The organism is Synechococcus sp. J7-Johnson (assembly GCF_024345795.1).
GTDB lineage: Bacteria > Cyanobacteriota > Cyanobacteriia > PCC-6307 > Cyanobiaceae > Regnicoccus_A.
The window spans coordinates 17726-40538 of the sequence record NZ_JAGQBU010000004.1; the positions used below are offsets into that span (position 1 = coordinate 17726).

The 22813-nt window shown below is 65.2% G+C and carries 26 protein-coding genes and 1 other RNA gene; 13 read left to right on the top strand and 14 right to left on the bottom strand.

Going from position 1 to position 22813, the window contains the following annotated elements:
• Positions 1-23 precede the first annotated feature (23 nt).
• Positions 24-566, top strand: a complete 543-nt coding sequence (gene scpB, locus KBY93_RS03200; protein ID WP_255092805.1) for an SMC-Scp complex subunit ScpB — start codon at positions 24-26, stop codon at positions 564-566.
• 31 nt (positions 567-597) lie between these two features.
• Complete coding sequence (locus tag KBY93_RS03205; RefSeq protein WP_255092906.1) at positions 598-888, top strand: YggT family protein; 291 nt, start codon at positions 598-600, stop codon at positions 886-888.
• Positions 889-910: 22 nt separating this feature from the next.
• On the opposite strand, the gene KBY93_RS03210 is transcribed toward KBY93_RS03205, so the two are convergent.
• Both KBY93_RS03210 and KBY93_RS03215 read right to left on the bottom strand, forming a co-directional pair.
• On the bottom strand, positions 911-1411 hold the full coding sequence (locus tag KBY93_RS03210) for a hypothetical protein (protein WP_255092806.1): 501 nt from the start codon (positions 1409-1411) through the stop codon (positions 911-913).
• A 97-nt stretch (positions 1412-1508) separates the two neighbouring features.
• A complete protein-coding gene (locus KBY93_RS03215; protein ID WP_255092807.1) occupies positions 1509-1838 on the bottom strand; it encodes a nucleoside triphosphate pyrophosphohydrolase family protein in 330 nt (109 codons plus the stop codon).
• Positions 1839-1912: 74 nt separating this feature from the next.
• On the opposite strand from KBY93_RS03215, the gene pyk reads away from it, so the two are divergent.
• The 5 genes from pyk to KBY93_RS03240 all read left to right on the top strand — a co-directional run bounded on the left by pyk (position 1913) and on the right by KBY93_RS03240 (position 7800).
• Entirely contained in the window at positions 1913-3700 is a 1788-nt protein-coding gene (pyk, locus tag KBY93_RS03220; protein WP_255092808.1) for a pyruvate kinase, read from the top strand.
• Between the two features lie 61 nt (positions 3701-3761).
• Complete coding sequence (locus KBY93_RS03225; RefSeq protein ID WP_255092809.1) at positions 3762-4991, top strand: ABC transporter permease; 1230 nt, start codon at positions 3762-3764, stop codon at positions 4989-4991.
• A 134-nt stretch (positions 4992-5125) separates the two neighbouring features.
• Positions 5126-5398, top strand: a complete 273-nt coding sequence (locus tag KBY93_RS03230) for a DUF1830 domain-containing protein (RefSeq protein WP_255092810.1) — start codon at positions 5126-5128, stop codon at positions 5396-5398.
• A 122-nt stretch (positions 5399-5520) separates the two neighbouring features.
• Positions 5521-7446, top strand: a complete 1926-nt coding sequence (gene ftsH / locus KBY93_RS03235) for an ATP-dependent zinc metalloprotease FtsH (protein ID WP_255092811.1) — start codon at positions 5521-5523, stop codon at positions 7444-7446.
• Between the two features lie 117 nt (positions 7447-7563).
• Positions 7564-7800, top strand: coding sequence for a hypothetical protein (locus KBY93_RS03240; RefSeq protein ID WP_315856381.1), 237 nt, complete (start codon positions 7564-7566; stop codon positions 7798-7800).
• Positions 7801-8008: 208 nt separating this feature from the next.
• On the opposite strand, the gene clpP is transcribed toward KBY93_RS03240, so the two are convergent.
• A complete protein-coding gene (clpP, locus tag KBY93_RS03245; protein ID WP_094553983.1) occupies positions 8009-8599 on the bottom strand; it encodes an ATP-dependent Clp endopeptidase proteolytic subunit ClpP in 591 nt (196 codons plus the stop codon).
• A 107-nt stretch (positions 8600-8706) separates the two neighbouring features.
• Between clpP and psb29 the strand changes: the two genes are divergently transcribed.
• Positions 8707-9480 carry a photosystem II biogenesis protein Psp29 gene (gene psb29, locus KBY93_RS03250; RefSeq protein WP_255092908.1) on the top strand — a complete coding sequence of 258 codons (774 nt, stop codon included), beginning with the start codon at positions 8707-8709 and terminating at the stop codon, positions 9478-9480.
• Between the two features lie 52 nt (positions 9481-9532).
• Here the strand turns inward: psb29 and KBY93_RS03255 are convergent, their stop codons facing one another.
• Both KBY93_RS03255 and petN read right to left on the bottom strand, forming a co-directional pair.
• Positions 9533-11065: a hypothetical protein gene (locus KBY93_RS03255; protein WP_255092812.1), complete on the bottom strand. Its 1533-nt coding sequence runs from the start codon at positions 11063-11065 to the stop codon at positions 9533-9535.
• A 583-nt stretch (positions 11066-11648) separates the two neighbouring features.
• Positions 11649-11750: a cytochrome b6-f complex subunit PetN gene (gene petN, locus KBY93_RS03260; RefSeq protein WP_255092813.1), complete on the bottom strand. Its 102-nt coding sequence runs from the start codon at positions 11748-11750 to the stop codon at positions 11649-11651.
• A gap of 67 nt (positions 11751-11817) precedes the next feature.
• Between petN and clpS the strand changes: the two genes are divergently transcribed.
• Entirely contained in the window at positions 11818-12123 is a 306-nt protein-coding gene (gene clpS / locus KBY93_RS03265; protein ID WP_255092815.1) for an ATP-dependent Clp protease adapter ClpS, read from the top strand.
• A 106-nt stretch (positions 12124-12229) separates the two neighbouring features.
• Complete coding sequence (locus KBY93_RS03270) at positions 12230-12511, top strand: DUF2103 domain-containing protein (protein WP_255092816.1); 282 nt, start codon at positions 12230-12232, stop codon at positions 12509-12511.
• A 4-nt stretch (positions 12512-12515) separates the two neighbouring features.
• On the opposite strand, the gene ssrS is transcribed toward KBY93_RS03270, so the two are convergent.
• The 3 genes from ssrS to KBY93_RS03285 all read right to left on the bottom strand — a co-directional run bounded on the left by ssrS (position 12516) and on the right by KBY93_RS03285 (position 14917).
• Positions 12516-12698, bottom strand: a non-coding RNA gene (gene ssrS / locus KBY93_RS03275) — 6S RNA.
• 6 nt (positions 12699-12704) lie between these two features.
• Positions 12705-13961 (bottom strand): 5-(carboxyamino)imidazole ribonucleotide synthase, encoded by a 1257-nt coding sequence (locus KBY93_RS03280; protein WP_255092817.1) that lies wholly within the window; start codon positions 13959-13961, stop codon positions 12705-12707.
• 83 nt (positions 13962-14044) lie between these two features.
• Positions 14045-14917, bottom strand: coding sequence for a carbohydrate ABC transporter permease (locus tag KBY93_RS03285; protein ID WP_255092909.1), 873 nt, complete (start codon positions 14915-14917; stop codon positions 14045-14047).
• Between the two features lie 90 nt (positions 14918-15007).
• Between KBY93_RS03285 and recQ the strand changes: the two genes are divergently transcribed.
• From recQ to KBY93_RS03300, 3 genes are all read left to right on the top strand, one after another.
• Entirely contained in the window at positions 15008-16834 is a 1827-nt protein-coding gene (gene recQ, locus KBY93_RS03290; RefSeq protein WP_255092818.1) for a DNA helicase RecQ, read from the top strand.
• 33 nt (positions 16835-16867) lie between these two features.
• On the top strand, positions 16868-18055 hold the full coding sequence (aroB, locus tag KBY93_RS03295; RefSeq protein ID WP_255092819.1) for a 3-dehydroquinate synthase: 1188 nt from the start codon (positions 16868-16870) through the stop codon (positions 18053-18055).
• 69 nt (positions 18056-18124) lie between these two features.
• Positions 18125-18340, top strand: coding sequence for a Nif11-like leader peptide family natural product precursor (locus KBY93_RS03300; protein WP_255092820.1), 216 nt, complete (start codon positions 18125-18127; stop codon positions 18338-18340).
• 190 nt (positions 18341-18530) lie between these two features.
• Here KBY93_RS03300 and KBY93_RS03305 read toward each other — a convergent pair whose 3' ends face one another.
• The 6 genes from KBY93_RS03305 to KBY93_RS03330 all read right to left on the bottom strand — a co-directional run bounded on the left by KBY93_RS03305 (position 18531) and on the right by KBY93_RS03330 (position 22735).
• Entirely contained in the window at positions 18531-19139 is a 609-nt protein-coding gene (locus KBY93_RS03305; RefSeq protein WP_255092821.1) for a DOMON-like domain-containing protein, read from the bottom strand.
• Positions 19136-20269 (bottom strand): phosphotransferase enzyme family protein, encoded by a 1134-nt coding sequence (locus tag KBY93_RS03310; protein WP_255092822.1) that lies wholly within the window; start codon positions 20267-20269, stop codon positions 19136-19138. Before KBY93_RS03310 ends, KBY93_RS03305 begins: the two co-directional genes overlap by 4 nt.
• Positions 20262-20543, bottom strand: coding sequence for a hypothetical protein (locus tag KBY93_RS03315; RefSeq protein WP_255092823.1), 282 nt, complete (start codon positions 20541-20543; stop codon positions 20262-20264). Before KBY93_RS03315 ends, KBY93_RS03310 begins: the two co-directional genes overlap by 8 nt.
• A 46-nt stretch (positions 20544-20589) precedes the next feature.
• Positions 20590-20757 (bottom strand): hypothetical protein, encoded by a 168-nt coding sequence (locus tag KBY93_RS03320; protein ID WP_255092824.1) that lies wholly within the window; start codon positions 20755-20757, stop codon positions 20590-20592.
• Between the two features lie 119 nt (positions 20758-20876).
• Positions 20877-21908, bottom strand: a complete 1032-nt coding sequence (locus tag KBY93_RS03325) for a transglycosylase SLT domain-containing protein (protein ID WP_399222459.1) — start codon at positions 21906-21908, stop codon at positions 20877-20879.
• Positions 21909-22006: 98 nt separating this feature from the next.
• Positions 22007-22735, bottom strand: coding sequence for a VIT family protein (locus KBY93_RS03330; protein WP_255092825.1), 729 nt, complete (start codon positions 22733-22735; stop codon positions 22007-22009).
• Positions 22736-22813: the final 78 nt, after the last annotated feature.

A 22813-nucleotide genomic window follows, 5' to 3' on the forward strand; every position in this document is an offset into this window, starting at 1 on the left:
CCAACGATGGGCCGGCTGAGAGCATGTCCAGCGCGCCTCTATCTTTGCCGGCCCGGCTTGAGGCCATCCTCTACCTCAAGGGCCGCCCCCTCAACCTGGGCGAGCTCGCCGAGATTGCCTCGATGGGCCTGAGTGAGCCCATCGATCGCGACGCCATCGAGCTGGCCCTGATCACCCTGATGGCGGACTACGCCCACCGGGACACGGCCCTGGAAATCCGTCAGGACGGTCAGCGTTTCAGCCTGCAGCTGCGTGACAGTCACGCCGATCTTGTTCAGACGCTGCTGCCGGTGGACCTCTCCACCGCCACCCTGCGCACCTTGGCGACTGTGGCACTCAAGCGGCGCATTTTGCAGTCGGATCTGGTGGAGCTGCGCGGATCGGGCGCCTACGACCACATCAAGGAACTGCTGGCCCAGGACTTCATCGAGCGACGGCGCCAGAGCGACGGCCGCTCCTTCTGGATCAGCCTCAGCGACAAGTTCCACCGCACCTTCGCCGTCACCCAGGTGACGGAGGCTGCCCCCGCCCCTGATGGAAGGGCGAAGGGCAACGAGGCTGCATAGAGTCGGAGTCGATTCGCTTCAGGCCTTGCCCATGATGATCCTGAGCCAGATCCTGGCTGTGCTGGCGCAGACCCTCAGCATCTACAGCCTGGTGCTGTTGGTGCGGGTGCTGCTGAGCTGGTTCCCCAACCTCGATTGGAGCAACCCGGTGCTGAGCACGGTGAGCTCGATCACCGACCCCTACCTGAACGCCTTTCGCGGTCTGATCCCCCCCCTGGGCGGACTTGACCTCTCGGCAATCATCGCCTTCATCACCCTCAGCCTGGTTCAGGGACTTCTGGGCAACCTCAGCGGATCCCTGATGGGAGGTTTCGGATACTGAAGCGCTTGGGAGCTGGGGCCGGCTAGGGACGATCGAGCAGGGCCTGCTCGAGGGGCAGCAGCTCATCATCCACACCGGCCCGCACCCGCACCGGGGCGTTGAACCCCCTGGCCTTGGCGTGGCTGACCCGCAACGGCCCAGGAGTGCCGGCCGGCACCGCCAGGCGCAAGGCAAAGCTCGATTCTCCGGGGGGAATGTCACCGATCGAGCCCACCCGGGTGCGGTTCTGCAGCACCGGCTCACCGCTGCTGTCACTGATCACCGCGAACAGATCGGTGTCGATCACCGGCTGGGAGCGGGGATTGTTCACAGTTCCGCGCAGGGCGTAGCAACTGGCCCCGCTCGGGCGCTTCAGCTCCGGCTGGGAGCCCGGGTCAGCCGTCGGGCAGGGCTCCAGGCTGATCTCAGTCACAGCCAGATCCAGGGCCCAGGCTGGCGCAGTTGGGGCCATCAGCAGCAACAGCGCCAGCAGCAGAGCCAGCGCCTTGGGCAGGGGCGATGAACGGGGGCCGGAACGGGGCATGGGGGACCTGGGGCTCAAGGGATTCACCGGGTTGCTCTGAGTGGCTCAGGGTGGCTCTGGCTGGGGAGCAGGGGGGTGTCCGGCCGCCGGAGTGCCCTCAGCGGTGATCGCCGCTACCCCCAAGCGTCTGACGCCTGGCCCGTCCCGCCAGTTTGGCCAGATTGGCCTGGGCAACGTCGTCGAGCTCCAGACCCAGTTCACTGGCCAGCTGGGCGACATACCAGAGCACATCGCCGAGTTCCAGGGCCAGATCCTCCACCAGCTCGGGCTCGAACACCCCGCCGCGGTCCCGCAGCACCTTCTTGACCTTGTCCGCCACTTCACCGGCTTCACCGCAGAGTCCGAGGGTGGGATAAATCGGATTGGCACCGACGTCGGGGTAGCGGGCAGTGGTGCGGGCCTGGAGCTGGTAGTCGTTCAGATCCATGGGTTCCGCACCATCGGCGGCAGGAGAGGGGCGGGACCGGATGGTAGTTTCCGCCTGAACCTTCGGCTTTTCCGATGGCGCAGCCCGATCTGTCGCGTCGCACCAAGATCGTGGCAACGATCGGTCCAGCCACGGAGTCCCCCCAGCGACTGCGGGACCTGATCCAGGCGGGGGCCACCACGTTCCGACTCAATTTTTCCCACGGGGACCACTCCGAACATGCCGCCCGGATCGCCACGATCCGTCAGGTGGCCCACGAGCTGGGCATCCATGTGGGCATCCTTCAGGATCTCCAGGGCCCCAAGATCCGCCTGGGCCGCTTCGAAGGCGGTCCGATCACCCTGGCCAACGGCGACCCCTTCGCCCTCACCTCCCGGCCAGTGAGCTGCAACCAGTCGATCGCCACGATCACCTACGAGCGCCTGGCCGATGAGGTGACCGCCGGCAGTCGCATCCTTCTCGACGATGGCCGCGTCGAGATGGTGGTCAAGTCGGTGGACATCCCCGAGCAGACCCTGCACTGCACCGTGGTGGTGGGCGGGGTGCTCTCCAACAACAAGGGGGTGAACTTCCCTGACGTTCAGCTCTCGATCCGCGCGCTCACCACCAAGGACCGGGAAGACCTCAGCTTCGGCCTCCAGCAGGAGGTCGACTGGGTCGCCCTGAGCTTCGTGCGCAACCCCTCCGACATGCAGGAGATCCGTGAGCTGATCAGCTCTCAGGGGTACAGCACCCCGGTGATCGCCAAGATCGAGAAGTTCGAGGCGATCGATCAGATCGACGCGATCCTGCCCCTCTGCGATGGGGTGATGGTGGCCCGGGGCGACCTGGGCGTGGAGATGCCGGCTGAAGAGGTGCCGCTGCTGCAGAAGGAACTGATCCGCAAAGCCAACACCCTGGGCATCCCGATCATCACGGCCACCCAGATGCTCGACAGCATGGCCAGCTGCCCCCGCCCCACCCGGGCCGAAGTAAGCGATGTGGCCAACGCCATCCTCGATGGCACCGACGCGGTGATGCTCTCCAACGAGACCGCGGTGGGTGATTACCCGGTGGAGGCGGTGGAGACGATGGCACGCATCGCCCGCCGGATCGAGCGTGACTACCCCCGCCGGGTCGTGGACAGCCACATGGCTTCCACCATCCCCAACGCCATCAGTCAGGCGGTGAGCACGATCGCCCGTCAGTTGCAGGCCGCCGCCATCCTTCCCCTCACCAAGAGCGGGGCTACCGCCCGCAATGTCAGCAAGTTCCGCCCCTCCACCACGATCCTGGCGATCACCAGTGAGGTGAGGGTGGCCCGCCAGCTGCAGCTGGTCTGGGGGGTGAATCCCCTGCTGATCGGCGATCAGCAGTCGACCACCAGCACCTTCACCCTGGCCATGGGCGTGGCCCAGGAACGGGGGCTGCTCAAGGAGGGCGATCTGGTGGTTCAGACCGCCGGCACTCTCTCGGGCGTAAGCGGCTCCACCGATCTGGTCAAGGTGGGAATTGTCTCAGCGGTGCTGGGCCGGGGCCTGGGCATCGGCAATGGTTCGGTCAGCGGACGGGTGCGCGTGGCCATCACCGCCGAGGAGGCGGCGCGGCTGGAGACCGGAGAGATCCTGGTGGTGCGCGAAACCAGTGCCGCCTACCTCGATGCGATCCGCAAGGCCAAGGGCGTGATCGCCGAAGAGGCCGGCTGCGACAGCCATGCTGCCGTGATCGCCCAGCGGCTGGGGGTGCCGGTGATCGTGGGGGTGGCCAACGCAACCACCGACCTGCGCCTGGGCGAATTCGTGACCCTGGAAGTGCGTGAGGGGGTCGTGCACCGCGGCGCCCGCAACCACACCCAGGCCGATCGGAGCGAAACCATCGTCTGATGGATGCCGCCAGCTGTGGCCGCTGCTGGCCATGATGCGGCTCTGATTGCTGCTTGCGGCCATGGCCTCGAAACTGCCGCTGGCGGAAACCGTCGGCATGGCTCTCAAAACGCTCAAAGCCAACCGGCTGCGCAGCCTGCTGACGATGCTGGGGATCGTGATCGGCAATGCCTCGGTGATCACCCTGGTGGGGGTGGGCAAGGGGGCCCAGAACCTGGCGGAAGGCCAGCTGAACACCCTGGGGGCCAACGTGCTCTTCGTGGTGCCCGGCAACAACGACACCCGCCGCCAGGGGATCGAAAATCCGCGCACCCTTGTGCTGGAGGACGCCGAGGCAATACTCGAGCAAGTGCCGAGTGTGCGTCGGGTTGCCCCCCAGATCACGATCAACGCGGTGGTTCAGTCGGGGGGGAACAGCTCCAATGCCTCGGTTTCGGGCATCACGCCCGAGTTCCTGCCGGTCCGGCGCTTCGAGATCGCCCAGGGGCGGTTCTTCAGCCAGGACGACATCAAGGGAGCGCGCAACGTGGCCGTGATCGGCCCCGATCTCAAGCAGAAGCTGCTGCCATCAGGCTCCGCCATCGGCCAGACCCTGCGTATCCGCGATCAATCCTTCGAGGTGATCGGCGTGACGGCCCCCAAGGGCGCCGCCTTCGGCACCAACCAGGACGAAGCCGCCTACATCCCGCTCTCGACGATGGTCAGCAAGCTGAGCGGCCGAGACCCCACTTACGGCGTGGTGCTGACCTTCATCAGCGCTGAAGCCCGCGACGAGGCCAGCACCAGTGCCGCCAAGTTTCAGATCACCAACCTGTTGCGCCAGCGCCACCGCATCCTCAGAGAAGACGATTTCGCTGTGCGCTCCCAACAGGACGCTCTTTCGATCGTGGGCACGATCACTGGAGGACTGACCTTGATGCTGGGGGCAATCGGTGGGGTTTCCCTGCTCGTGGGCGGCATCGGCATCATGAACATCATGCTGGTATCGGTGAGCGAGCGCACCCAGGAGATCGGCCTGCGTAAGGCGGTGGGCGCCCGCAGCGGTGATGTGCTGTTGCAGTTCCTGGTGGAATCCCTGGTGCTCGCCAGCCTCGGTGGCCTGATCGGCAGCGCCGTTGGCCTGGGCACGGTGGCGGCAGTGAGCCACTTCACCCCCCTGCCCGCCGCCATCGACAGCGGCAGTGTGCTCTTCACCGTGGGGCTGTCTGGATCGATCGGCCTGTTCTTCGGGGTTGTGCCGGCCCGTCGAGCCGCCCGGCTGGATCCGATCGTGGCCCTGCGCAGCCTCTGAGTCCAAGGGCCTGCAGCTTCACAGTCACACCCCCTCTTATCAAGAAAACCTTAAGAAAGCTGAACGGTGCTGACCGTGACCAAAGACCTGCGTGGATGGTGGCTTGATGGTTAAATCCCGACGAAACCCCTCCCTTGGCCCTGCTCTCCTGCGGCTATCGCAACTCCAGCGACCGTATGGTGATTTTGCGCTCCTGCGGGCCTGGGGAGTTCTACCTGGAGCGGGTGATTTTCCCGTTTGAGCTTCTCAGTTTCCAGGCCCCCAAGGGTGCTGAGCTGGAAATATGGACCCATGGCCTGGGTGGGCCTGAACTGTTGGAAACCCTCCCAAGCGCTGAGCTTCTGATCGAGCCTGATCTCGAGGGCAGCGAGGGCAGCGATGATCCGGCCTGGCTGAGCATCCGCTGAAGCTCTGTCACCAGAGAGCACGGCTCGGGGCAACCATGACAAGCTGAAATCAATGGCGCGGCGGCCGGGAACCCTCGACCGAGGCTTGCGCGCTTTACACTTGTTAAAAATTCCTCTCAGCCATGAATCAGCGCTGGCGTCTGTTCGCTCTCTGGCTGCTCCCGATCGGAGTGGCTCTTTTTCTTGGCTGGCAGGTGCTGGGGAATGGCGGCGCCAGCCGGTTCACCCCTGAAGGTCGCACCGACACGGTGGCTCCGCGCAATGCGGCAGTGGCGCGGATGAGCTATGGCCGCTTCCTCGACTACATCGAGGCGGGTCGGGTCACAGCGGTCGACATCTTCGATGGCGGTCGCAGCGCCGTGATTGAAGCGGTGGATCCCGACCTGGACAATCGAGTGCAGCGACTGCGGGTAGACCTGCCCGGCCTGGCTCCCGAGCTGATCAACAACCTCAAGACCCAGGGCATCAGTTTCGACATCCACCCCCCTCGCAGCACCCCTCCGGCTCTGGGAATCCTTGGGAATCTGCTCTTTCCCCTGCTGCTGATCGGCTCACTGATCTTTCTGGCGCGCCGTTCATCGTCAATGCCCGGCGGTCCTGGCCAGGCGATGCAGTTCGGCAAGACCAAGGCCCGTTTTGCAATGGAGGCAGAAACCGGTGTCATGTTCGATGACGTGGCCGGAGTGGAAGAGGCCAAGGAAGACCTGGAGGAAGTGGTCACCTTCCTGAAGCAGCCGGAGCGATTCACGTCCGTTGGCGCCAAGATCCCGAAAGGTGTGCTGTTAGTGGGCCCTCCGGGTACAGGCAAGACCCTGCTGGCCAAAGCCATCGCTGGCGAGGCCGGTGTGCCCTTCTTCTCCCTCTCCGGATCGGAATTCGTGGAGATGTTCGTCGGCGTAGGCGCCAGCCGCGTGCGCGACCTGTTCAAACGGGCAAAGGAAAACAGCCCTTGCCTGATCTTCATCGATGAAATCGATGCGGTCGGGCGTCAGCGTGGGGCCGGCATCGGGGGGGGCAACGACGAGCGGGAGCAGACCCTCAACCAGCTGCTCACTGAGATGGACGGCTTCGAGGGCAACAGCGGCATCATCATCATCGCGGCCACCAATCGCCCCGATGTGCTCGATTCGGCCCTGATGCGTCCGGGTCGCTTCGATCGCCAGGTGAGCGTTGATGCCCCTGACATCAAAGGCCGCCTTTCGATTCTCAAGGTTCACTCCCGCAACAAGAAGCTTGCTGAGGATGTGTCCCTCGAAGCAGTCGCTCGCCGTACCCCTGGATTCACCGGCGCTGATCTGGCCAACCTGCTCAACGAAGCGGCCATCCTCACCGCCCGGCGTCGCAAGGAGGCCACCACGCTGGCTGAGATTGATGACGCCGTCGATCGGGTGATCGCCGGCATGGAGGGCAAACCCCTGACCGATGGGCGCAGCAAGCGCCTGATTGCGTACCACGAAGTTGGTCACGCCCTTGTGGGCACCCTGGTGAAGGATCACGATCCTGTTCAGAAGGTCACCCTCGTCCCCCGCGGCCAGGCCCAGGGACTCACCTGGTTCGCCCCCGATGAGGAGCAGATGCTGGTGAGCCGATCCCAGCTCAAGGCCCGCATCATGGGAGCCCTTGGCGGACGGGTAGCGGAGGATGTGGTGTTCGGGCACGCCGAGGTCACGACCGGAGCAGGTGGTGACATTCAGCAGGTGGCGAGCATGGCCCGCCAGATGGTGACCCGTTTCGGCATGAGTGATCTGGGGCCGGTCTCGCTGGAGGCCGGGAATCAGGAGGTGTTCCTTGGACGCGACCTGATGACCCGCAGCGACGTTTCCGATTCGATCTCCCGCCGCATTGATGAACAGATCCGCAGCATCGTCGACCTTTGCTATCGCGACACCCAGGCGCTGGTGGCCAGCCACCGCGATTGCATGGATCGCTTGGTCGAGATGCTGATCGAGAAAGAAACCCTCGATGGCGATGAATTCCGTGCCGTCGTGGCCGAGTTCACAACGATCCCTGAGAAAGACCGTTTCTCCCCCCTGCTGCCTGCCGCCTGATCCAGGCAAACCTGAACACGGGTGCGGAGGGGGGTATGGCTGGGGCAGCTTCTTAACCGAAGCTTGTCCCGCCAGACTCAGACCAGTGCTTAACATGAGCAATCACGCGTTCAGATCTTGAGCAGCACCCGTTCTCCAATGGAGTCGTTCAGCGGCTACCACGGCGATGATTGGAGTCCGCAGCGGCTGGCATTCCACCAGAACCTCGAGCGTTTCGCTGATCGCGTTGGGCTGATCGTAGGGCTTCAGAGTAACGGCAAGCTCAATCAAGATCAGGCCTATGATGAAATTCGCTCGCTCTGGAGAGAGCTTAAGGGCAGCAAGAATGGCCTGAAGATTTCTGATAAGGATTGAACATCATTTAGCCGCGTCCAGCCCTAGGCCAACATTATTCCTTAAGAGCAAAGGCAATATTGCACGTTAAAATGATATTATAGATAAGTTTTTTGTCGTAATAATTGAAAGCCTTAACTGTTAACAGCCTTAGTTATGGTCAGTTCAGGCTTATTCAGGCTGATGGAGCCAGATTGAGCATGCCTGACTGACTGACTGACTGACGGATTCAGACTGGACGAACGGATCGCTTATCAATCACTTTGTCAATCAACCCGTAACTCACGGCCTCTGCGGGTGACATGAAAAAGTCACGATCAGTGTCGAGCTGGATGCGGTCCAGGGGTTGACCGGTTCGGTCAGCAAGTTCCCTGTTCAGCTTGTCCTTGAGGAAGAGAATTTCGTCAGCCTGAATGCGTATGTCGCTGGCTTGGCCGCGAGCACCGCCCAGGGGCTGGTGAATCATGATCCGGGAATGGTGCAGGCTGCTGCGCTTGCCCTTGGCTCCTGCCGTGAGCAGAAAAGCGCCCATGCTGGCGGCCAGCCCCACACAGACGGTCTGCACGTCAGGCTTGATATGCTGCATCGTATCAAAGATGCCAAGGCCGTCATAGACGGATCCACCAGGGGAATTGATGTAGAGAAAAATATCTTTCTCAGGATCCTCAGATTCCAGAAAAAGCAGTTGGGCAACCACCCGATTGGCCGATTCTGACGTGACGGGCTCGCCCAGAAAGATGATCCGCTCACGCAGGAGCCTGGAGTAGATATCAAAGGCGCGCTCACCCCGGCCCGAATCCTCAATCACGATCGGGATCATCGGCAATGGCAGAGCAACTCGATTGATCCTACCGAGGACGGTGCACCACCCGCCCGATCGGCTCGGGGGGGTGCAGCGCTAAGGTCCAGGCATTCGAGCGGATGAGTGTGAGCGCCTGCCTCACCGTTGCTGACAGCAAGCGTGCCTTCCACGCAGCATTTCCCCATGTGATCGGTCCCCTGTACCGGCGCATGGTCGATGAGCTGCTCGTCGAGTTGCATCTGCTCAGCCGGCAGAGTGGATTTCGCAGCGACGGCCTGTTCGCGGTGGGGCTTACCCAGGTCTTTGATGGCTTCTCCAAGGGCTACCGCCCCCAGGAACAGAGTGAACCCCTGTTTGCCGCCCTCTGCGCCTCCTCGGGCTTCGATGCCCAGCAGATTCGCGCCCAACACGCCGCTGCCGTGGCGGCAGTGGGAGAGCACAGCCTGGACGAGGTGAAGCATTGGCTGGCCCAGCGGGGCAACGGAGCTCCTGAGCCGATTGCTGGAGTGCTTGCCGGAATCGACAGGTCCGATTTCCACTACTCGCGTCTGTTCGCCGTTGGACTGCTCAGCCTGCTGCAGCAGGCCCGCGGTGCCGAATCCATGGAGCCCCAGGCCCTCAGGGAAGCCGCCCATGAGATCGGTGAATCCATGGGTCTTATGAAGGAGCGGGTCGACAAGGACCTGACCCTCTACGCAAGCAACCTCCAGAAGATGGCCCAGGCGGTCGAGCTGATGGAGGAGACCCTGGCCGCCGAAAGGCGTCGAAGAGAACGTCAGGCCCAGGGGACCAAGGTCACCCCTGCAGACAACAGCGCTGGCGAAACCGTGAGCAAAACCGAAAACGAAACCAACGTGATGCCCGAATCAAGCCCTCCCGCCTCGCCCCAGGGGGGCTGAGTCTGAGGGCGATTTGCGACTGGCCGATTCAATTTGCAGGTCAGCCGTTAGCTCAACGGCCGCTGGTCGTTTCACGGCCTGACGTCTTTTCAGAGCCTGACTGGCTCACTGGTGCCGCAGATGGCGCCTGAGCTGGTTTGGTCGTGGCCGCGGCTGGCGCTTTGGGAGCAGCCAGCCTCAAGGACCCCCACAGCCACGACAAACCAGCATCGCCTCCAGGGGAAGCTCCCGGCTTGGACGCTGCCGCTGGAGCCGACAGGATCTCCAGCTGGGTGGAGCGCCGGACCACCGCCGGCAGATCCGGGGGCAGCAAGCCAAGGGCGGCGAGAGATTCTGGCCTGGCCCGCAGGCTGAGCCCACCGCCCGCCGGTGGCCGGGCCGGCGCAAAACGCTCAGCCCCGGGCAGACCTGCGCCAAGCACGAACAGCAACTCCGGGGCGCCACCGGCAGTCGGCACCACCCAGCGCCAGCCTCCCAGGGGGGTACCGTCATCGCGCAGCCAGAGGCTGCTGGCCAATTTGGCCCTACCAGCGGTGGCCGCTGCTGAATTCCCTGCTGCATTCTCTGGCCGGGAAGGAGATAGCTGGTCGCTCAGGCCCTGGCGCTCGAGAGCCTGGCCCAGGGCCGACAGCCAGCGTGTCCAGCCGGAGCGCTCCTGACCCACCGCCAGCTGCAACTCCAGGGAAGCCTGAAAGGGGCCCTTGGGCTGGGGTCTGAGCCGGAGGAGGAATGGAGTGTTCTGGAGACGCTCCAGGGCAGCCTGGTCAAGGCCGTAACGGTCCATCAGCGGTTGCCGGATCACGGCATTGCTGAGCAGGGCATCGAGCAGCAGGTCAAGCCGGGCCCCGGCCACCTCCAGCAACAGATCGGGCGGCAGGGGCTCGCGGCTTGGGCTCGGCACCGGTGGCAGCGATGGGGATGTAGCCACCGAATCGGGCTTGGCGCTGGCCTCCCCCTGCCAGCTGAGGCCGTCGGCCTCGGCGCTGACCGTGAGGCAGCCCTGCTGGAAGCGCTGCAGCAGCGGGGCTAGATCACCTGAGATCTGAGCCAGGGCGAGTTTGGTCCAGACCACGGCCTGGCTGCTGCGCAGCAGGTTGACGCAACGTTGCTCCAGACCACGGGGCGTTCGGGCAGTACGGCGCAGTTCCTGCTGGAGCGTCTGGAAGGAGAGGGGGTCGGGAGCAATCACGACCAGATCGTCAACCCGCACGGCACGGCCAGGCAATGGAGCGCTTGCCTGGGGGCCGAACAACCGGGCCGGCACCACCAGATGGGCCGACCCTTCCCGTCCCCAGAACTGCCACCAGGTCCCCCGCTGGCGTGTCCAGAGCAGGGTGGCCGACTCGGCGCCCAGGCGTTCCTGCCAGAGCAGGGGGACCGGCCTGGCATCACCCGACTGAAAACTCTGAACCAGGGTGGCCATCCCCACCACCCGCTCCAGCCCCTCGGCGTTGGAGCGGGGAAAGCGGTGCAGCTGGCTGGCCGGAGCCAGCACCAGCAGGGCGATCAGCGCCGAGGTGATCGGCAAGGGTCCCAGACGGGGAGCAGGCGGCAGACCCTTCCAGCGCGGCAGGGTGAGCGTCATGGTGGAGGGGGCGTCATTGCGAAAAGCGTGGTTCGTCTGCGAACCGAACGGTCCTAGCGGCCAACGTCTGCCTCCAACGGCTGGCGCCATCGAGGTCACGTCTCACCCGAATGGACTGGTGGTTCAAGGCCCTGAATCCCAGCAGCAGCTGGGAGTGAGCGCTGGGCACCACTCTTTCGCTGCAGTCAGACTGGTCGCACCCAACCGGGGGGAGCCACAAACATTTGAGTGCCCGGGGCTGCGCAGGGTCACATTCAAGTTGGTCGCGGATCACTTCGTCTGCAGCCAGGCACACCTGCCCCTTAGGGCTTGCCCACACTCTGGCTCGGACTTGGAAGCTGCTTGGGTCTGTTGCGAGGAGGCATACGTGGCCAATCAAACGTCAACGTCGCCCAGACGACATACGAGCTGAAGATTGTCGTGGTGACTGCTTGGCCCGGCGTCGGTCGCGCCATTCCACGACGGAGAGGTAGATCACCCCGCCTGTCACGAAAACCAGCAAAATTGTGGCGGTCAACGCCAGGACATTGGTGCTGGAGAGGGGAAAGTCAGGCATCCGGGTGAGGAGTGGGCCCTGGTTCGATCAGAAATTGATCGTGCCGTCGCCATTGCGGCCCCAGACCACCATGGCGATCGAGAAGCTGAAGAGTGCAGCCAGGGAAGCCCAGGCGAGGGAGATGAGCATGGGGTCGCCCAAGCAACAGTTGTGCAGAGTTTACCTAGTGTGGGGTCGACTCAGATCCGGCTCAACGATGGCAGCCTCAGGAACGGCAGCCTCGGGAGTTCAGACGATCCCGGCCGGAATCCGGCAACGCCAGCGCTATCCCCATCTTCGGGTCGTTGTTCTCGACGACGACGTCAACACCTTTCAACACGTGGTGAACTGCCTCGTGCGCTACCTGCCGGGCATGGGACCAGACCGGGCCTGGGAGCTGGCTCATCAAATCGACTCCGAGGGTTCGGCCGTCGTCTGGAGTGGACCCCAGGAGCAGGCGGAGCTCTACCACCAGCAACTCAGCCAGGAGGGCTTGACGATGGCGCCACTGCAGCGGGACTGATCACTCCCTGGAACCCAGCGTTGCTCGCGTCAGGGCCCGCGAGCAACGCTGAGGCTTCACCGGCATAACGGGCCTGCCTAGGATTGGCAACCGGAGAGAAAGACCCATGGGCCGGGTTGTGATCACCCACAGCACCTACGTTGAGGGGCTGATCCCGGTACTCAAAGTTCTGGCTCAGGACGAGGGCATCGATACGATCACCCCGGCTGTGATCAGTCGCGTCAAGGGACATAGCCCTCAGCTGCGACTGCGGGTATCGGTTCCGATCAGCGGTGGGTACAAGCTGCTGGCCCGCCGCGGCAGTACCGCCCAGGAAGTATTCGTGCTGACCAACTGGCCGAGGGAGAAGCTCCAGGAACGCCTGGAGCTTCTCTGTTTCAAGGGTTGAAAAGGGGTGAACCGCCGTGCCGTCTTGCCCCAGTGTTCGACCTGGTAGTACCAGAGGGGTGGTCAAAGTGGGGCTTCGTTTCCGGCAACGAGGCCGGTGTACGTCACCGTCACGACAGACCACCCACGTCGAAGAGGGAGTCAGATCAGAAAACTGTGAAAGGCAGTCACCAACACAGCAGTCCTCAGAAACTCTAAGGGGTACGAGCCGCTGGGAGTGGCCAGATCGCCCTTACCTCAGCCAAACGCAGGGACGCCTCCCTGACCCGCTCGGCCGCACCTGAGGCCTTGAGCTCCACGGTGAGGTGACCCAGCTTGCGCCCGGGCCGGGCAAGACGTTTGCCGTACCAGTGCAAATGGACATCGGCAAGTGCCTCCAGGGCCTGGCGTTGCCTGGCGTAGGCCGCGGTGGAGGTCTCGAAACCAAGCAGGTTCACCATCAACGCGCCGCGCAGGGTCGTGGAGGTGTCCCCCAGGGGCTCTCCCGAGACAATGCGCACCTGCTGGGCGAACTGGCTGGTACGACAAGCTTCGATGGTGTAGTGCCCGGAGTTGTGGGTCCTCGGCGCCAGCTCATTGATCAGCAGCCCCGAGGGTCCGTAGAAGAATTCGATCGAGAGCACTCCCACGTAGTCGAGGGCGGCCAGCAGTGAGACCGCCACATTGCGGGCGCGGGCCTCCACCGCCTGGCTGGCGGCAGCGGGGGCGAGCACCCAGTCGCAGACCTGATCGTGCTGGTGCGTCTCCACCAGGGGGTAGCACTGAACTGCGCCGAAATGATCGCGGCAGGCCACCAGCGCCAACTCCTGCTCGAAAGTCACGAACTCCTCCAGTAGCCACAGGCTGGGATCCACCGCCTCAATCAGGGCCTCCAGCTCCGCCTGACTGCGGATCACCCGGGTGCCGCGCCCGTCGTAGCCCCCCCGCACCGCCTTGGCCATCAACGGGAAGTCGAACCCGGCTGGGAGCCGGGGCGACAGGGGCAGAGCCGGCTCCGCCGCTTCGCAGGCTCCGTCACTGGCCCCGGCCAGAGCAGGATCCTCCTGCTCGGTTGGGGCCGGGGCAGGGGGAGTGAGCGTCTGCTCCAGCGGGAACCAGCGCGGCGAGGGCAGGCGCAGCCGCTCCAGCAGCTGGCGCTGGCGGCGCTTGCAGACCAGATCCGCCAGGGAATCGAGCCGGGGAATGAACACCACGCCCTCCTGCTCGAGCGGGGCGAGGGAGTCGAGATCGAGCCATTCATTTTCGAAACTGATCGCCGATGTCCTCTGGGCCAGGCTGCGGGTGGCCGTCACATCGCCCAGGGCTGCCCGCACCACGCTGGTGGCCAGCCGTGCGGCCGGATCGGAGAGTTCCGGGGTCTGCACATGGAGCTCAACGCCCTGCTCCCGTGCCGCCGCCGCCAGCATCCAGGCCAGTTGGCCGCCCCCCACCACGCCGATACTGCCGCCCATCGCTGACCTCACGGACCACACGGCACCGGGCCGCGCGCCAATTCAGCAGCTTGCCACTCCCCTGACCATCAGCCTGGACTCCCTCAGCTGAAGCCTTTCTCGCCCACGACCAGGAAGCGCAGCAGGCTGAAGATCATCACGATCAGGAACAGGGCCAGACCCACCGTGCAGGCATAGCTGATGTCCAGCTCGGAGAAGGCCTGGTCGTAGACGTAATAGACGATCGTGCGGGTGGAATCGGCCGGCCCCCCCTGGGTCATCAGATACACCTCCTCGAACACCTTGGTGGCGGCGATGGCTGAGATCACCCCCACCAGAGTGAGGTAGGGCCTCAGCAGCGGCAGGGTGATGTCGAGATGACGACGCCAGCCCTCGCTGCCATCAAGGGCAGCGGCTTCGTAGAGCTCCGGGGAGATGCCCTGCAGGCCCGATAGAAAGATCACCATGTAATACCCCAGGCCCTTCCAGAGGGTCACCAGCATCACGGCAGGCAGCGCCAGCCAGGGGGTGGTGAGAAAGCCGATCGGCGTGAAGGCGTCCCCCAGCCAGGCGGCCAGCCAACCGTTGACCAGGCCGTTCTCGGCATAGAGCCAGCGGAAGGCGATGGCCGCCACAACGATCGACACCAGCACCGGCGTGTAGAAGGCGGCTCGGAAGAGATGGATGCCGGGAAGCTGGCGATTCACCAGCACGGCCAGGGTGAGGGAGCCCAGCACGATCGGTGGCACCACCCCAACCAGATAGAGGAAGGTGGTACCCAGCACCTGCAGGAAGACCGGGTCGGCCAGCAGCCGCCGGATGTTGGCCAGACCGACGAAGCGCAGCGGTTCGCTCACATCCAGGCCGGTGGCGGTGAAACTGATCACCAGGGCCATCGCGGCCGGGATCAGCACAGAAACACTCAGCAGCAGCAGCGCCGGAGCCAGAAAGCCCCAGGCAGTGGCGCTGCGGCCCATCCTCGTGCCCTGGCGGCGGGAAGAAGGCGAGGCAGCGGGGAAACCATCCATGGGGCCATTGTGGGACTCACTATGACGAGTTTCACGGTCGTGCAGAGCAGCTTCAGCGGCAGCGATCCGCTGCGGGTGCTGCGGGAGGTCTTCGGCTACGACCACTTCCGTGGTCCCCAGGAGGCGATCGTGCAGCACGTGATCGCCGGCGGCTCCGGTCTGGTACTGATGCCCACCGGTGGCGGCAAATCGCTCTGCTATCAGGTGCCGGCCCTCTGCCGAGAGGGACTGGCGGTGGTGGTATCGCCCCTGATCGCTCTGATGGACGACCAGGTCCAGTCCATGCGCCAGGCCGGGGTGCGGGCGGCAGCCCTGCACTCCGGCCTGGCGGCTGAAGCGTCCAGCGCCCTCTGGCGCAGCCTTCTGCGCGACGAGCTGGATCTGCTCTACGTCTCACCGGAGCGGCTGCTGAACGGAGGTCTGCTGGAGCGGCTGCAGGAGAGGCCCCTGGCCCTGTTCGCCATTGATGAGGCCCACTGCGTCTCCCAGTGGGGCCACGACTTCCGCCCCGAGTATCTGCAGCTGGAGGCCCTGGCCCTGCGCCTCCCGCAGGTTCCCCGGCTGGCCCTCACCGCCACCGCAGACCCCCGTACCCGCAGCGAGATCATCGAGCGCCTGGCCCTCGAGCAAGGACGGGTGTTCCTGGCCAGCTTCGATCGGCCCAACATCCGCTATCTGCTGAGGCCGAAGCTGGAGGCAAAGGAGCAGCTGCTGGCCTTCCTGGAGGAGTTCCGGGGCGAGGCAGGCATTGTCTACGCCCGCTCCCGCAGTCGCGTCGACCGCTTCGCTGCCCTGCTTCAGGCCTCCGGCCACGATGCGGTGGCGTACCACGCCGGAATGGATGCCGGCCAGCGTTCCAGTGCCCTCAGCCGCTTCCGCAACGACAGTGGCGTCGTGGTGGTGGCCACGATCGCATTCGGCATGGGCATCGACAAACCCGATGTGCGCTTCGTCGCCCATCTGGATCTGCCCAAGAGCCTGGAGGCCTACTACCAGGAAACCGGCCGGGGAGGGCGCGACGGCCTGCCGGCCACAGCCTGGATGGTGCACGGGCCAGGGGATGTAACCCAGCTGCGGCGCTTCATCGAGGACTCCGACGCCGAGGCCGCCCAGAAGCGGATCGAGCACGGCAAGCTCGATGCCCTGCTGGGCTTCACCGAAACGCCGGGCTGCCGCCGCCAGGTGCTGCTGGCCCATCTGGGCGAAACGCTGGCCGAGCCCTGCGGCAACTGCGACCGCTGCCTCGAGCCCCAGGTGTTGGAGGACCGTACCGTGGCCGCCCAGAAGGCGCTCTCGGCGGTGTTCCGCACCGGCCAGCGCTTCGGGGCCGCCCATCTCACCGACGTTCTGCTGGGCGCCGACACCGCCCGGGTGCGCTCCCTGGGCCACCAGGATCTGAGTGTGTACGGCATCGGCAAGGAGCTGGCCCGCGAGCAGTGGCGCACCCTGCTGCGGCAGCTCACCAGCCAGGGATGGCTGGAGCCGGTTCCCGATGGCCGCGGCGGGCTGCGCTGGGGGGAGGAGGCCCGAGTGCGGGCGCTGCTGCGGGGAGAGCTGACCCTGGAGCTGCCCGCCACGCCGGCGAGCCAGGAGCGCAGGCCGGCCATTGCGGCTGCTGCCGGCGCTGAAGCGGAGGCCGAACCGGAGCTGGTGGCGGCCCTCAAGAAGTGGCGCCGGGAACAGGCCCGGGAGCAGGGGGTTCCCCCCTATGTGGTGTTCCACGACCGCACCCTGGTGGAGCTGGCGGCGCGGCGTCCGGCCCAGCTGAACGACCTGGCACAGGTGAGTGGCATCGGCGCGGCCAAGCTGGAGCGCTACGGCGAGGCGGTGCTGGCGGTGATCCAGGGCTGGGGAGCCCAGACCTAGCCTGGCGAATGAGTTTTTCGCGCCGGCCCGGTGATGATCCCCGCGCTTTCGATCGATTCCACCGGGGCCGCCGGCCCACCGGCAACTGCCGGAGCAGCCGGCGCTGTCAACCCCATCCAGACGATCGAGGTGGCCCTCAGCAGCCAGCCCTACCCCGTGTTTATCGGCGAGGGCAGTCTCGATCAGCTCGGCTCCCAGATCCGCTCGAGGGGAATTGCGGCGGCCACAAAGGTGCTGGTGGTGACCAACCCGGTGGTGGAGGGCTTCTACGGCCGCAGGGCGCTCGAGAGCCTGCGCCAGGCGGAACTGGATCCCAGCCTGCTGGTGCTGGACGCGGGGGAAGATCAGAAGACACCAGCCAGCGTGGCTCTTATTCATGACGCGGCCCAGGCCCGGCGGCTGGAGCGGAGCTCCCTGATCGTGGCCCTCGGCGGCGGGGTGATCGGCGACATGGCGGGATTTGCCGCCGCCACCTGGCTGCGCGGCATCGCGGTGGTGCAGGTCCCCACCACCCTGCTGGCGATGGTGGATGCCTCGATCGGCGGCAAGACCGGTGTTAACCACCCCGGAGGCAAGAACCTGATCGGGTCCTTCCACCAGCCGCTGCTGGTGCTGATCGATCCGAGCACCCTGGCCACACTGCCGGAGCGGGAATTCCGCGCGGGCATGGCTGAGGTGATCAAGTACGGCGTGATCGGTGATCCCCAGCTGTTCAGCGAGCTCGAAGCCGCCGAAGACCTCTCCAGCCTCAAGGCGGTGGGCGACACCCTGCTGCCCTGGCTGCTGGAGCGATCCGCCGCAGCCAAGGCTCGCGTGGTCGCCGCCGATGAGCGCGAAGGTGGCCTGCGCGCCATCCTCAACTACGGCCACACCCTTGGCCATGTGGTGGAGACCCTCTGCGGTTACGGCACCTACCTCCATGGCGAAGCAGTGGCGCTGGGGATGGTGGCGGCCGGCGAGCTTGCGGTGGCCATGGGCCTCTGGAGCCCAGCCGATCAGCAGCGGCAGTGTGCCCTGATCGCCAAGGCCGGCCTCCCCTTACAGCTGCCACCCCTTGAACCGGAAGCCGTGCTGCGCACCCTCTTGAGCGACAAGAAAGTGAAAAGCGGCCAGGTGCGCTTTGTGCTGCCCAGCGAGATCGGCAAGGTGCAGATCCACAACGAAGTGGGGTCTGATCTGATCCGTGAGGTGCTCAGTTCAGGCAGCCCCAGGCCAGAGTGAACAGGCGCCTTCGTCGTCGCTCCCCAGGGGGAGCCATGCTGGAGAGCCATCGCGCTCGGCCCGCCCGCCATGTCCCAGGAGCAGCTCAGGGCCTTCCTCGCCAGGGTTCAGGACGATGGCGAACTCAGGCGCCAGGTGCTGGGTGCCTCCACGGCCGATGACGTGGCCAGGATCGCCGCCTCCCTCGGCTTCGATGTCTCCGGAGACGAACTGCTGCGGGCCTCAGGCAAGCGCATCGGCAGGGTGACGATCACCAAGCAGGACATGCCAGGCGAGTACAACTGACGACTGTCCTGTTGTTGGAATCCGGATAAAAAATTGGTTCGGGATTTGATGATGAATCCAAGTGCAAAGATGGTCAAGGATCGGCATGTCACGATGACGATGCCTTCGGGCAGGGGCCTGGGGTGGTGGTTCACTCTGGGCCCTTCCACCCATCAGCCGCTCCGGCGGCGCCCCAGGCGAGGGACGCTGATCAGAAGCGCAGCAGCAGGCCATCACGCCTGTGGAAGTCGGCCTCAACGCCGGGATGGGTAAGGGCCCAGTAGCTCAGTTGCCCATGGCGTTGTTCGATCACCGCACACACTCCGACCTCAAGGCATGCTTTTGCGGCGCGAAGGTCGTCTGGTAGCGGCCAGGCCAGAGCCAGCTCGATCGACCCGGGCACTGGCTTGAATTCGAAGGGCAACGCCTGCAGGGAGCGCTCGTTCTCCATCCCCTGGCGGTAGCTGCTGAAGCGGTAGACGTTCCAGTGGCCACTGGGCGAAAGGTTCACTTCCCGGTACACCGGCTCACCTGCCGCCGCGATGAACAGCTCGAAACAGGTGCTGCGCCAGAGATCATCCCGGCGCTCGGGCCGTGATGAGGGCGCAGCCAGCACCACCGACGCGAGATCACCGACCAGGCGCATGGCCAGCTCAAGCGTCCACCCCCGCCGCCGTATCTGCCCCGTCAGCTCCAGGCCAGTGCCGGGACCGGCAGGGCCGGAGACAATCGGGCCTGCTGGTACACCTTCGGGCTGGAAGGGATGCATGACAAACGACTGCCAGGCCGCCTCAGGGTGCTCAGGGCAGGCTGTCTTCATCGGATCGCGGCCACGACGGCCTCGATCGCAGTCTGCTGCTGCTCGATGCTCTCGGTGAGCTGGAACTGAACCCGTGCCCGCAGCAGGTTGTGACCTCTGTAGCGGGTCTTGAAGTAGACATCCCCGCCAAGATGATCCGTGAGAAAGCGCAAGCCCAGCTCAAAACTGATCAATCGAATCGCCAAAACGATGTGGTCATAGTCAGCGGAAGTGAGAAAGGAGCTGGCCACGCTGCCATAGCCCCCAAGCAGTGCCTCGCAGAGGCTCACATCGAAGTGGACCGCCCTCCAGTCAGCGGTTTCCTCTCCCAGGGGATTGCAGGCTGAGCGCAGGCAGTCGCCGATGTCGTAGTGCACCAGCCCGGGTTTGACGGTGTCGAGATCGACGAGAGCAACAGCCTGGTCGCCCTCCAGATCGAGCATGACGTTGTTGATCTTCGGATCGCCGTGGATCGGGCGCTGGCGCAGGATTCCAGCGGCTTTGGCCTGCTCAAGCACGGGCACCAGGGAGCGGCGCTGCTCAACGAAGGCCAGGCAGTCGCTGATCTCAGGATCACGGGAGGGTTCCTGCTGGCCGCACACCTGATCAAACTGGTTCAGGTAGGTGGGGGTGATGTGGAACCCCTCCAGGGTGTCGGCCAGGCTCTCAACGGGCAGATCACTGATCAACCGGTGAAACATGCCCAGGCCGAATCCAATTTCATGTGCATGGCCGCTGTGGCCGATCCGCTCCAGCGATTGGGCCCGCTCCACGTAGCCCAGGGCCCGCCAGAAGCTGGGGCCTTCCCACACCCAGGGGCGGCCGTCAGCGCGGGCCTGGAACACCCGAGGCACCTCCCAGCGTCGGCCAGCCAGCTCGCTGGGGGCCTCACGCAGCCGTCTGGCCACATGATCGCTGAAGGTCACCAGGTTGGCCATCACCAGCTCGGGACTGGCGAAGACCTGGGTGTTCACCCGTTGCAGCACAGCTGCGGGCCTGGGCGGGTCACCCAGCCGCACCAGATAGGTGTCATTGACGTTGCCGTGCCCCAGGGGTTCGATCCCGCTGATCGGGCCGCCCAGATCGAAGCGCTCCGCAACCGCCTGGAGTGCCCTGGCGTGCTCGTCGCTGGGAAGCGTCGAATCACTCATCGGCGGGGATGAGCACGGTGGTCTGCAGGCTGTCGGTGCCGAGATGGTCGGTGATCACCCAGATGCACAGCCCCTGCCCCAGGTTGTAGACACTGCGCAGCCGGCCGCATTGGTGGTAGGCCGCCAGCGTGTTGGCCCTGGCATCACGGGCATCAACCTCGCCCCAGTCGCCACGGCGATGGCGGGCCACCAGGCGCTGCAGTGTTTCCAGATCAAGCCATTCCCGCACCTGCGGGCAGACGTTCACGGGACCGAGCACCAGACGAGCGCTCATCCGGTCAGTCCACCACAGCACCAACGGCTACGGTTACAGCAGATCCTCAAGGGCGGCCGGAGTCGGCGGCGGATGCCCCCGCCAGACTCGGCATCACCGCGCTGATCTGCCCCACCCCGAGCGCCAGCACCAGAAAGCACACCACCAGAGCGGTGAGGCTGCTCAACGACACCGCCAGGGACTCGGCCGCGCTCGGCGCCGAGGGTTTCACCACCACTGCCATTGGCATGCATGCGATCCCTAGGCCCACTCTGATGCCGAAGTAGAGGCCGAGGATCAAACCGACAAGCTCCTTCATTCCAGCGTGTCACTGGCTGCTCAGCCTTCGCCAACTCAGCCACCACGATTGACCGCAGGCGGGGCGCTGGACGGGAAGCGCTGGAGATAGAGGGCCACCGAAATCGGTTTGGTCTGGGAATAGCCAACAGGTAGCCAGAGATCACCGGCGTTGGAAGCGAAATGGATTTCCCAGTGGTAGAGGCCGGTGTAAGCGGCGGGATCCTCGCGCAGGAGGGCGGCGTAATGGAGAACGGCCTTGCCGTAGTAGTCGCTGTTGTTATACCCCCAGAGGCCCTTGCGAATGTCTTTCAGCCCACCTCGGCGCACCAGGTAACGAGCGGCAGCATGGATGGCGTCATGGGGGTCGCGGATGTTCCCCTTGCCGACGCCGGGCTGCGCCCAGGTTGTGGGCAGGAACTGCATCGGCCCGCGGGCGTCAGCCACCGACACCCCATCGATGCGGCCCATACCAGTTTCCACCAGGTTGACCGCTGCCAGCACTTCCCAGTCGATGCCGGTGGCCGCGGCCGCGCTGCGGTAGTAGCGCAGCAGATTCTCCGCCGGCTCCGGCGCCACGATCCGCCAGGCCGGCAGGGTGGCACTCCCCGGACCGCGACGCCGCATGGAGAGGAAGGCCCGGCGGGCCCCCAGGTGATGGTCGAGCACCGCTTGCCAGCGTGGGGGAAGGCGCCGCCGCACTTCCTGGGCCTGGCCCTCTCGCACCGCCAGCACCCGCAGAATCACCTGGTGCTGGTGGCCCAGGGCAGGCAACGATTCAGACGAGGTATCAGGCGAGCGCAGGGCTTCTTCGAGCGACACCAACAGCTCTGCCACGACCTGGGGATCGCTGGGTACGAGCGGATAGTGGCGACCATCGGCCGCCAGGGGCAGGTTCGGCTCCGAGGGCAGCAGCACCATGACTGGAGCCGCGGGCGGATCTGGGGCTGAAGCGGGCGGAGACGGCGCCTCGACGGCCGCCAGGACGGTGCCCGGCAATCGCGGTGCGAACGCCGCGGCGGCGCCGATCACCAGCAACGGCAGACCCGCCAGAGCGAGCAGAGACCAACGACGTTGGGAAGCTGTCATGGCGGTAACCGGTGGCTGGTCGCAGGCAGGACGTTATCGGTGTAAGCGTTGGTCTGAGTATCTCAGTTGATTTGAGTTGCCCAGTTGATCTGACTCGCTCAGGGGGAGACCCCCAGCAGGGTGCCGATCAGGGCTGTTGCCCCCATCGCCAGCGCCCCCCAGACGGTGACTCGCAGGATGGCGGTGCGCAGCTTTGCGCCACCAGCCTGGGCGGAGACCCCACCCAGGGCTCCCAGGAACAGCAGTGAGGTGAGCGAGACCCCCACCACGATCCGGGAGGCGGGAAGCAGGGAAGCCGTGACCAGGGGCAGCGCCGCGCCGATCGAGAACATAGCCGCCGAGGCGAGGGCCGCCTGCACCGGCCGGGCCGCCAGGGCATCGGTGATGCCGAGCTCATCTCGGGCATGAGCGCCGAGGGCATCGTGGCTGGTGAGCTGCAGCGCCACCTCATGGGCCAGCTTTGGCTCCAGGCCCCGATGCACATAAATGCTGGTGAGCTCGGCCAGCTCCGCCGCCGCATCATCAGCGAGTTCCTGACGCTCCCGCGCCAGGTCGGCCTGCTCGGTATCGGCCTGGGAACTGACCGAGACGTATTCGCCGGCCGCCATAGACATCGCTCCGGCCACCAGTCCCGCTGCTCCTGAGAGCATGATGGCGCCGTGGTCAGCCTCAGCCGCCGCTACCCCCACCAGCAGGCTGGCGGTGGAGACGATGCCGTCATTGGCCCCGAGCACGGCAGCGCGCAGCCAGCCCACCCGGGACGTGCGGTGCTGCTCCAGATGGCGCGCCCCATGGCCATGGAGCCGGCCTTCTCGTTGAACTACCACGGGTTTCGCCGCCTGAGCCAAGGGGAGGCCGCAGCACGGCCAAGGTCTCATTGTGATCCTGCCGGCGTGGCCACCTCA

Coding starts and splice junctions, on each gene's coding strand:
- scpB (WP_255092805.1), top strand. CDS start 24: ATGTCCAGCGCGCCTCTATCTTTGCCGGCCCGGCTTGAGGCCATCCTC.
- KBY93_RS03205 (WP_255092906.1), top strand. CDS start 598: ATGATGATCCTGAGCCAGATCCTGGCTGTGCTGGCGCAGACCCTCAGC.
- KBY93_RS03210 (WP_255092806.1), bottom strand. CDS start 1,411: ATGCCCCGTTCCGGCCCCCGTTCATCGCCCCTGCCCAAGGCGCTGGCT.
- KBY93_RS03215 (WP_255092807.1), bottom strand. CDS start 1,838: ATGGATCTGAACGACTACCAGCTCCAGGCCCGCACCACTGCCCGCTAC.
- pyk (WP_255092808.1), top strand. CDS start 1,913: ATGGCGCAGCCCGATCTGTCGCGTCGCACCAAGATCGTGGCAACGATC.
- KBY93_RS03225 (WP_255092809.1), top strand. CDS start 3,762: ATGGCCTCGAAACTGCCGCTGGCGGAAACCGTCGGCATGGCTCTCAAA.
- ftsH (WP_255092811.1), top strand. CDS start 5,521: ATGAATCAGCGCTGGCGTCTGTTCGCTCTCTGGCTGCTCCCGATCGGA.
- clpP (WP_094553983.1), bottom strand. CDS start 8,599: ATGATCCCGATCGTGATTGAGGATTCGGGCCGGGGTGAGCGCGCCTTT.
- KBY93_RS03255 (WP_255092812.1), bottom strand. CDS start 11,065: ATGACGCTCACCCTGCCGCGCTGGAAGGGTCTGCCGCCTGCTCCCCGT.
- petN (WP_255092813.1), bottom strand. CDS start 11,750: ATGCTCATCTCCCTCGCCTGGGCTTCCCTGGCTGCACTCTTCAGCTTC.
- clpS (WP_255092815.1), top strand. CDS start 11,818: ATGGCAGCCTCAGGAACGGCAGCCTCGGGAGTTCAGACGATCCCGGCC.
- KBY93_RS03270 (WP_255092816.1), top strand. CDS start 12,230: ATGGGCCGGGTTGTGATCACCCACAGCACCTACGTTGAGGGGCTGATC.
- KBY93_RS03280 (WP_255092817.1), bottom strand. CDS start 13,961: ATGGGCGGCAGTATCGGCGTGGTGGGGGGCGGCCAACTGGCCTGGATG.
- KBY93_RS03285 (WP_255092909.1), bottom strand. CDS start 14,917: ATGGGCCGCAGCGCCACTGCCTGGGGCTTTCTGGCTCCGGCGCTGCTG.
- aroB (WP_255092819.1), top strand. CDS start 16,868: ATGATCCCCGCGCTTTCGATCGATTCCACCGGGGCCGCCGGCCCACCG.
- KBY93_RS03300 (WP_255092820.1), top strand. CDS start 18,125: ATGTCCCAGGAGCAGCTCAGGGCCTTCCTCGCCAGGGTTCAGGACGAT.
- KBY93_RS03305 (WP_255092821.1), bottom strand. CDS start 19,139: ATGAAGACAGCCTGCCCTGAGCACCCTGAGGCGGCCTGGCAGTCGTTT.
- KBY93_RS03310 (WP_255092822.1), bottom strand. CDS start 20,269: ATGAGTGATTCGACGCTTCCCAGCGACGAGCACGCCAGGGCACTCCAG.
- KBY93_RS03315 (WP_255092823.1), bottom strand. CDS start 20,543: ATGAGCGCTCGTCTGGTGCTCGGTCCCGTGAACGTCTGCCCGCAGGTG.
- KBY93_RS03325 (WP_399222459.1), bottom strand. CDS start 21,908: ATGACAGCTTCCCAACGTCGTTGGTCTCTGCTCGCTCTGGCGGGTCTG.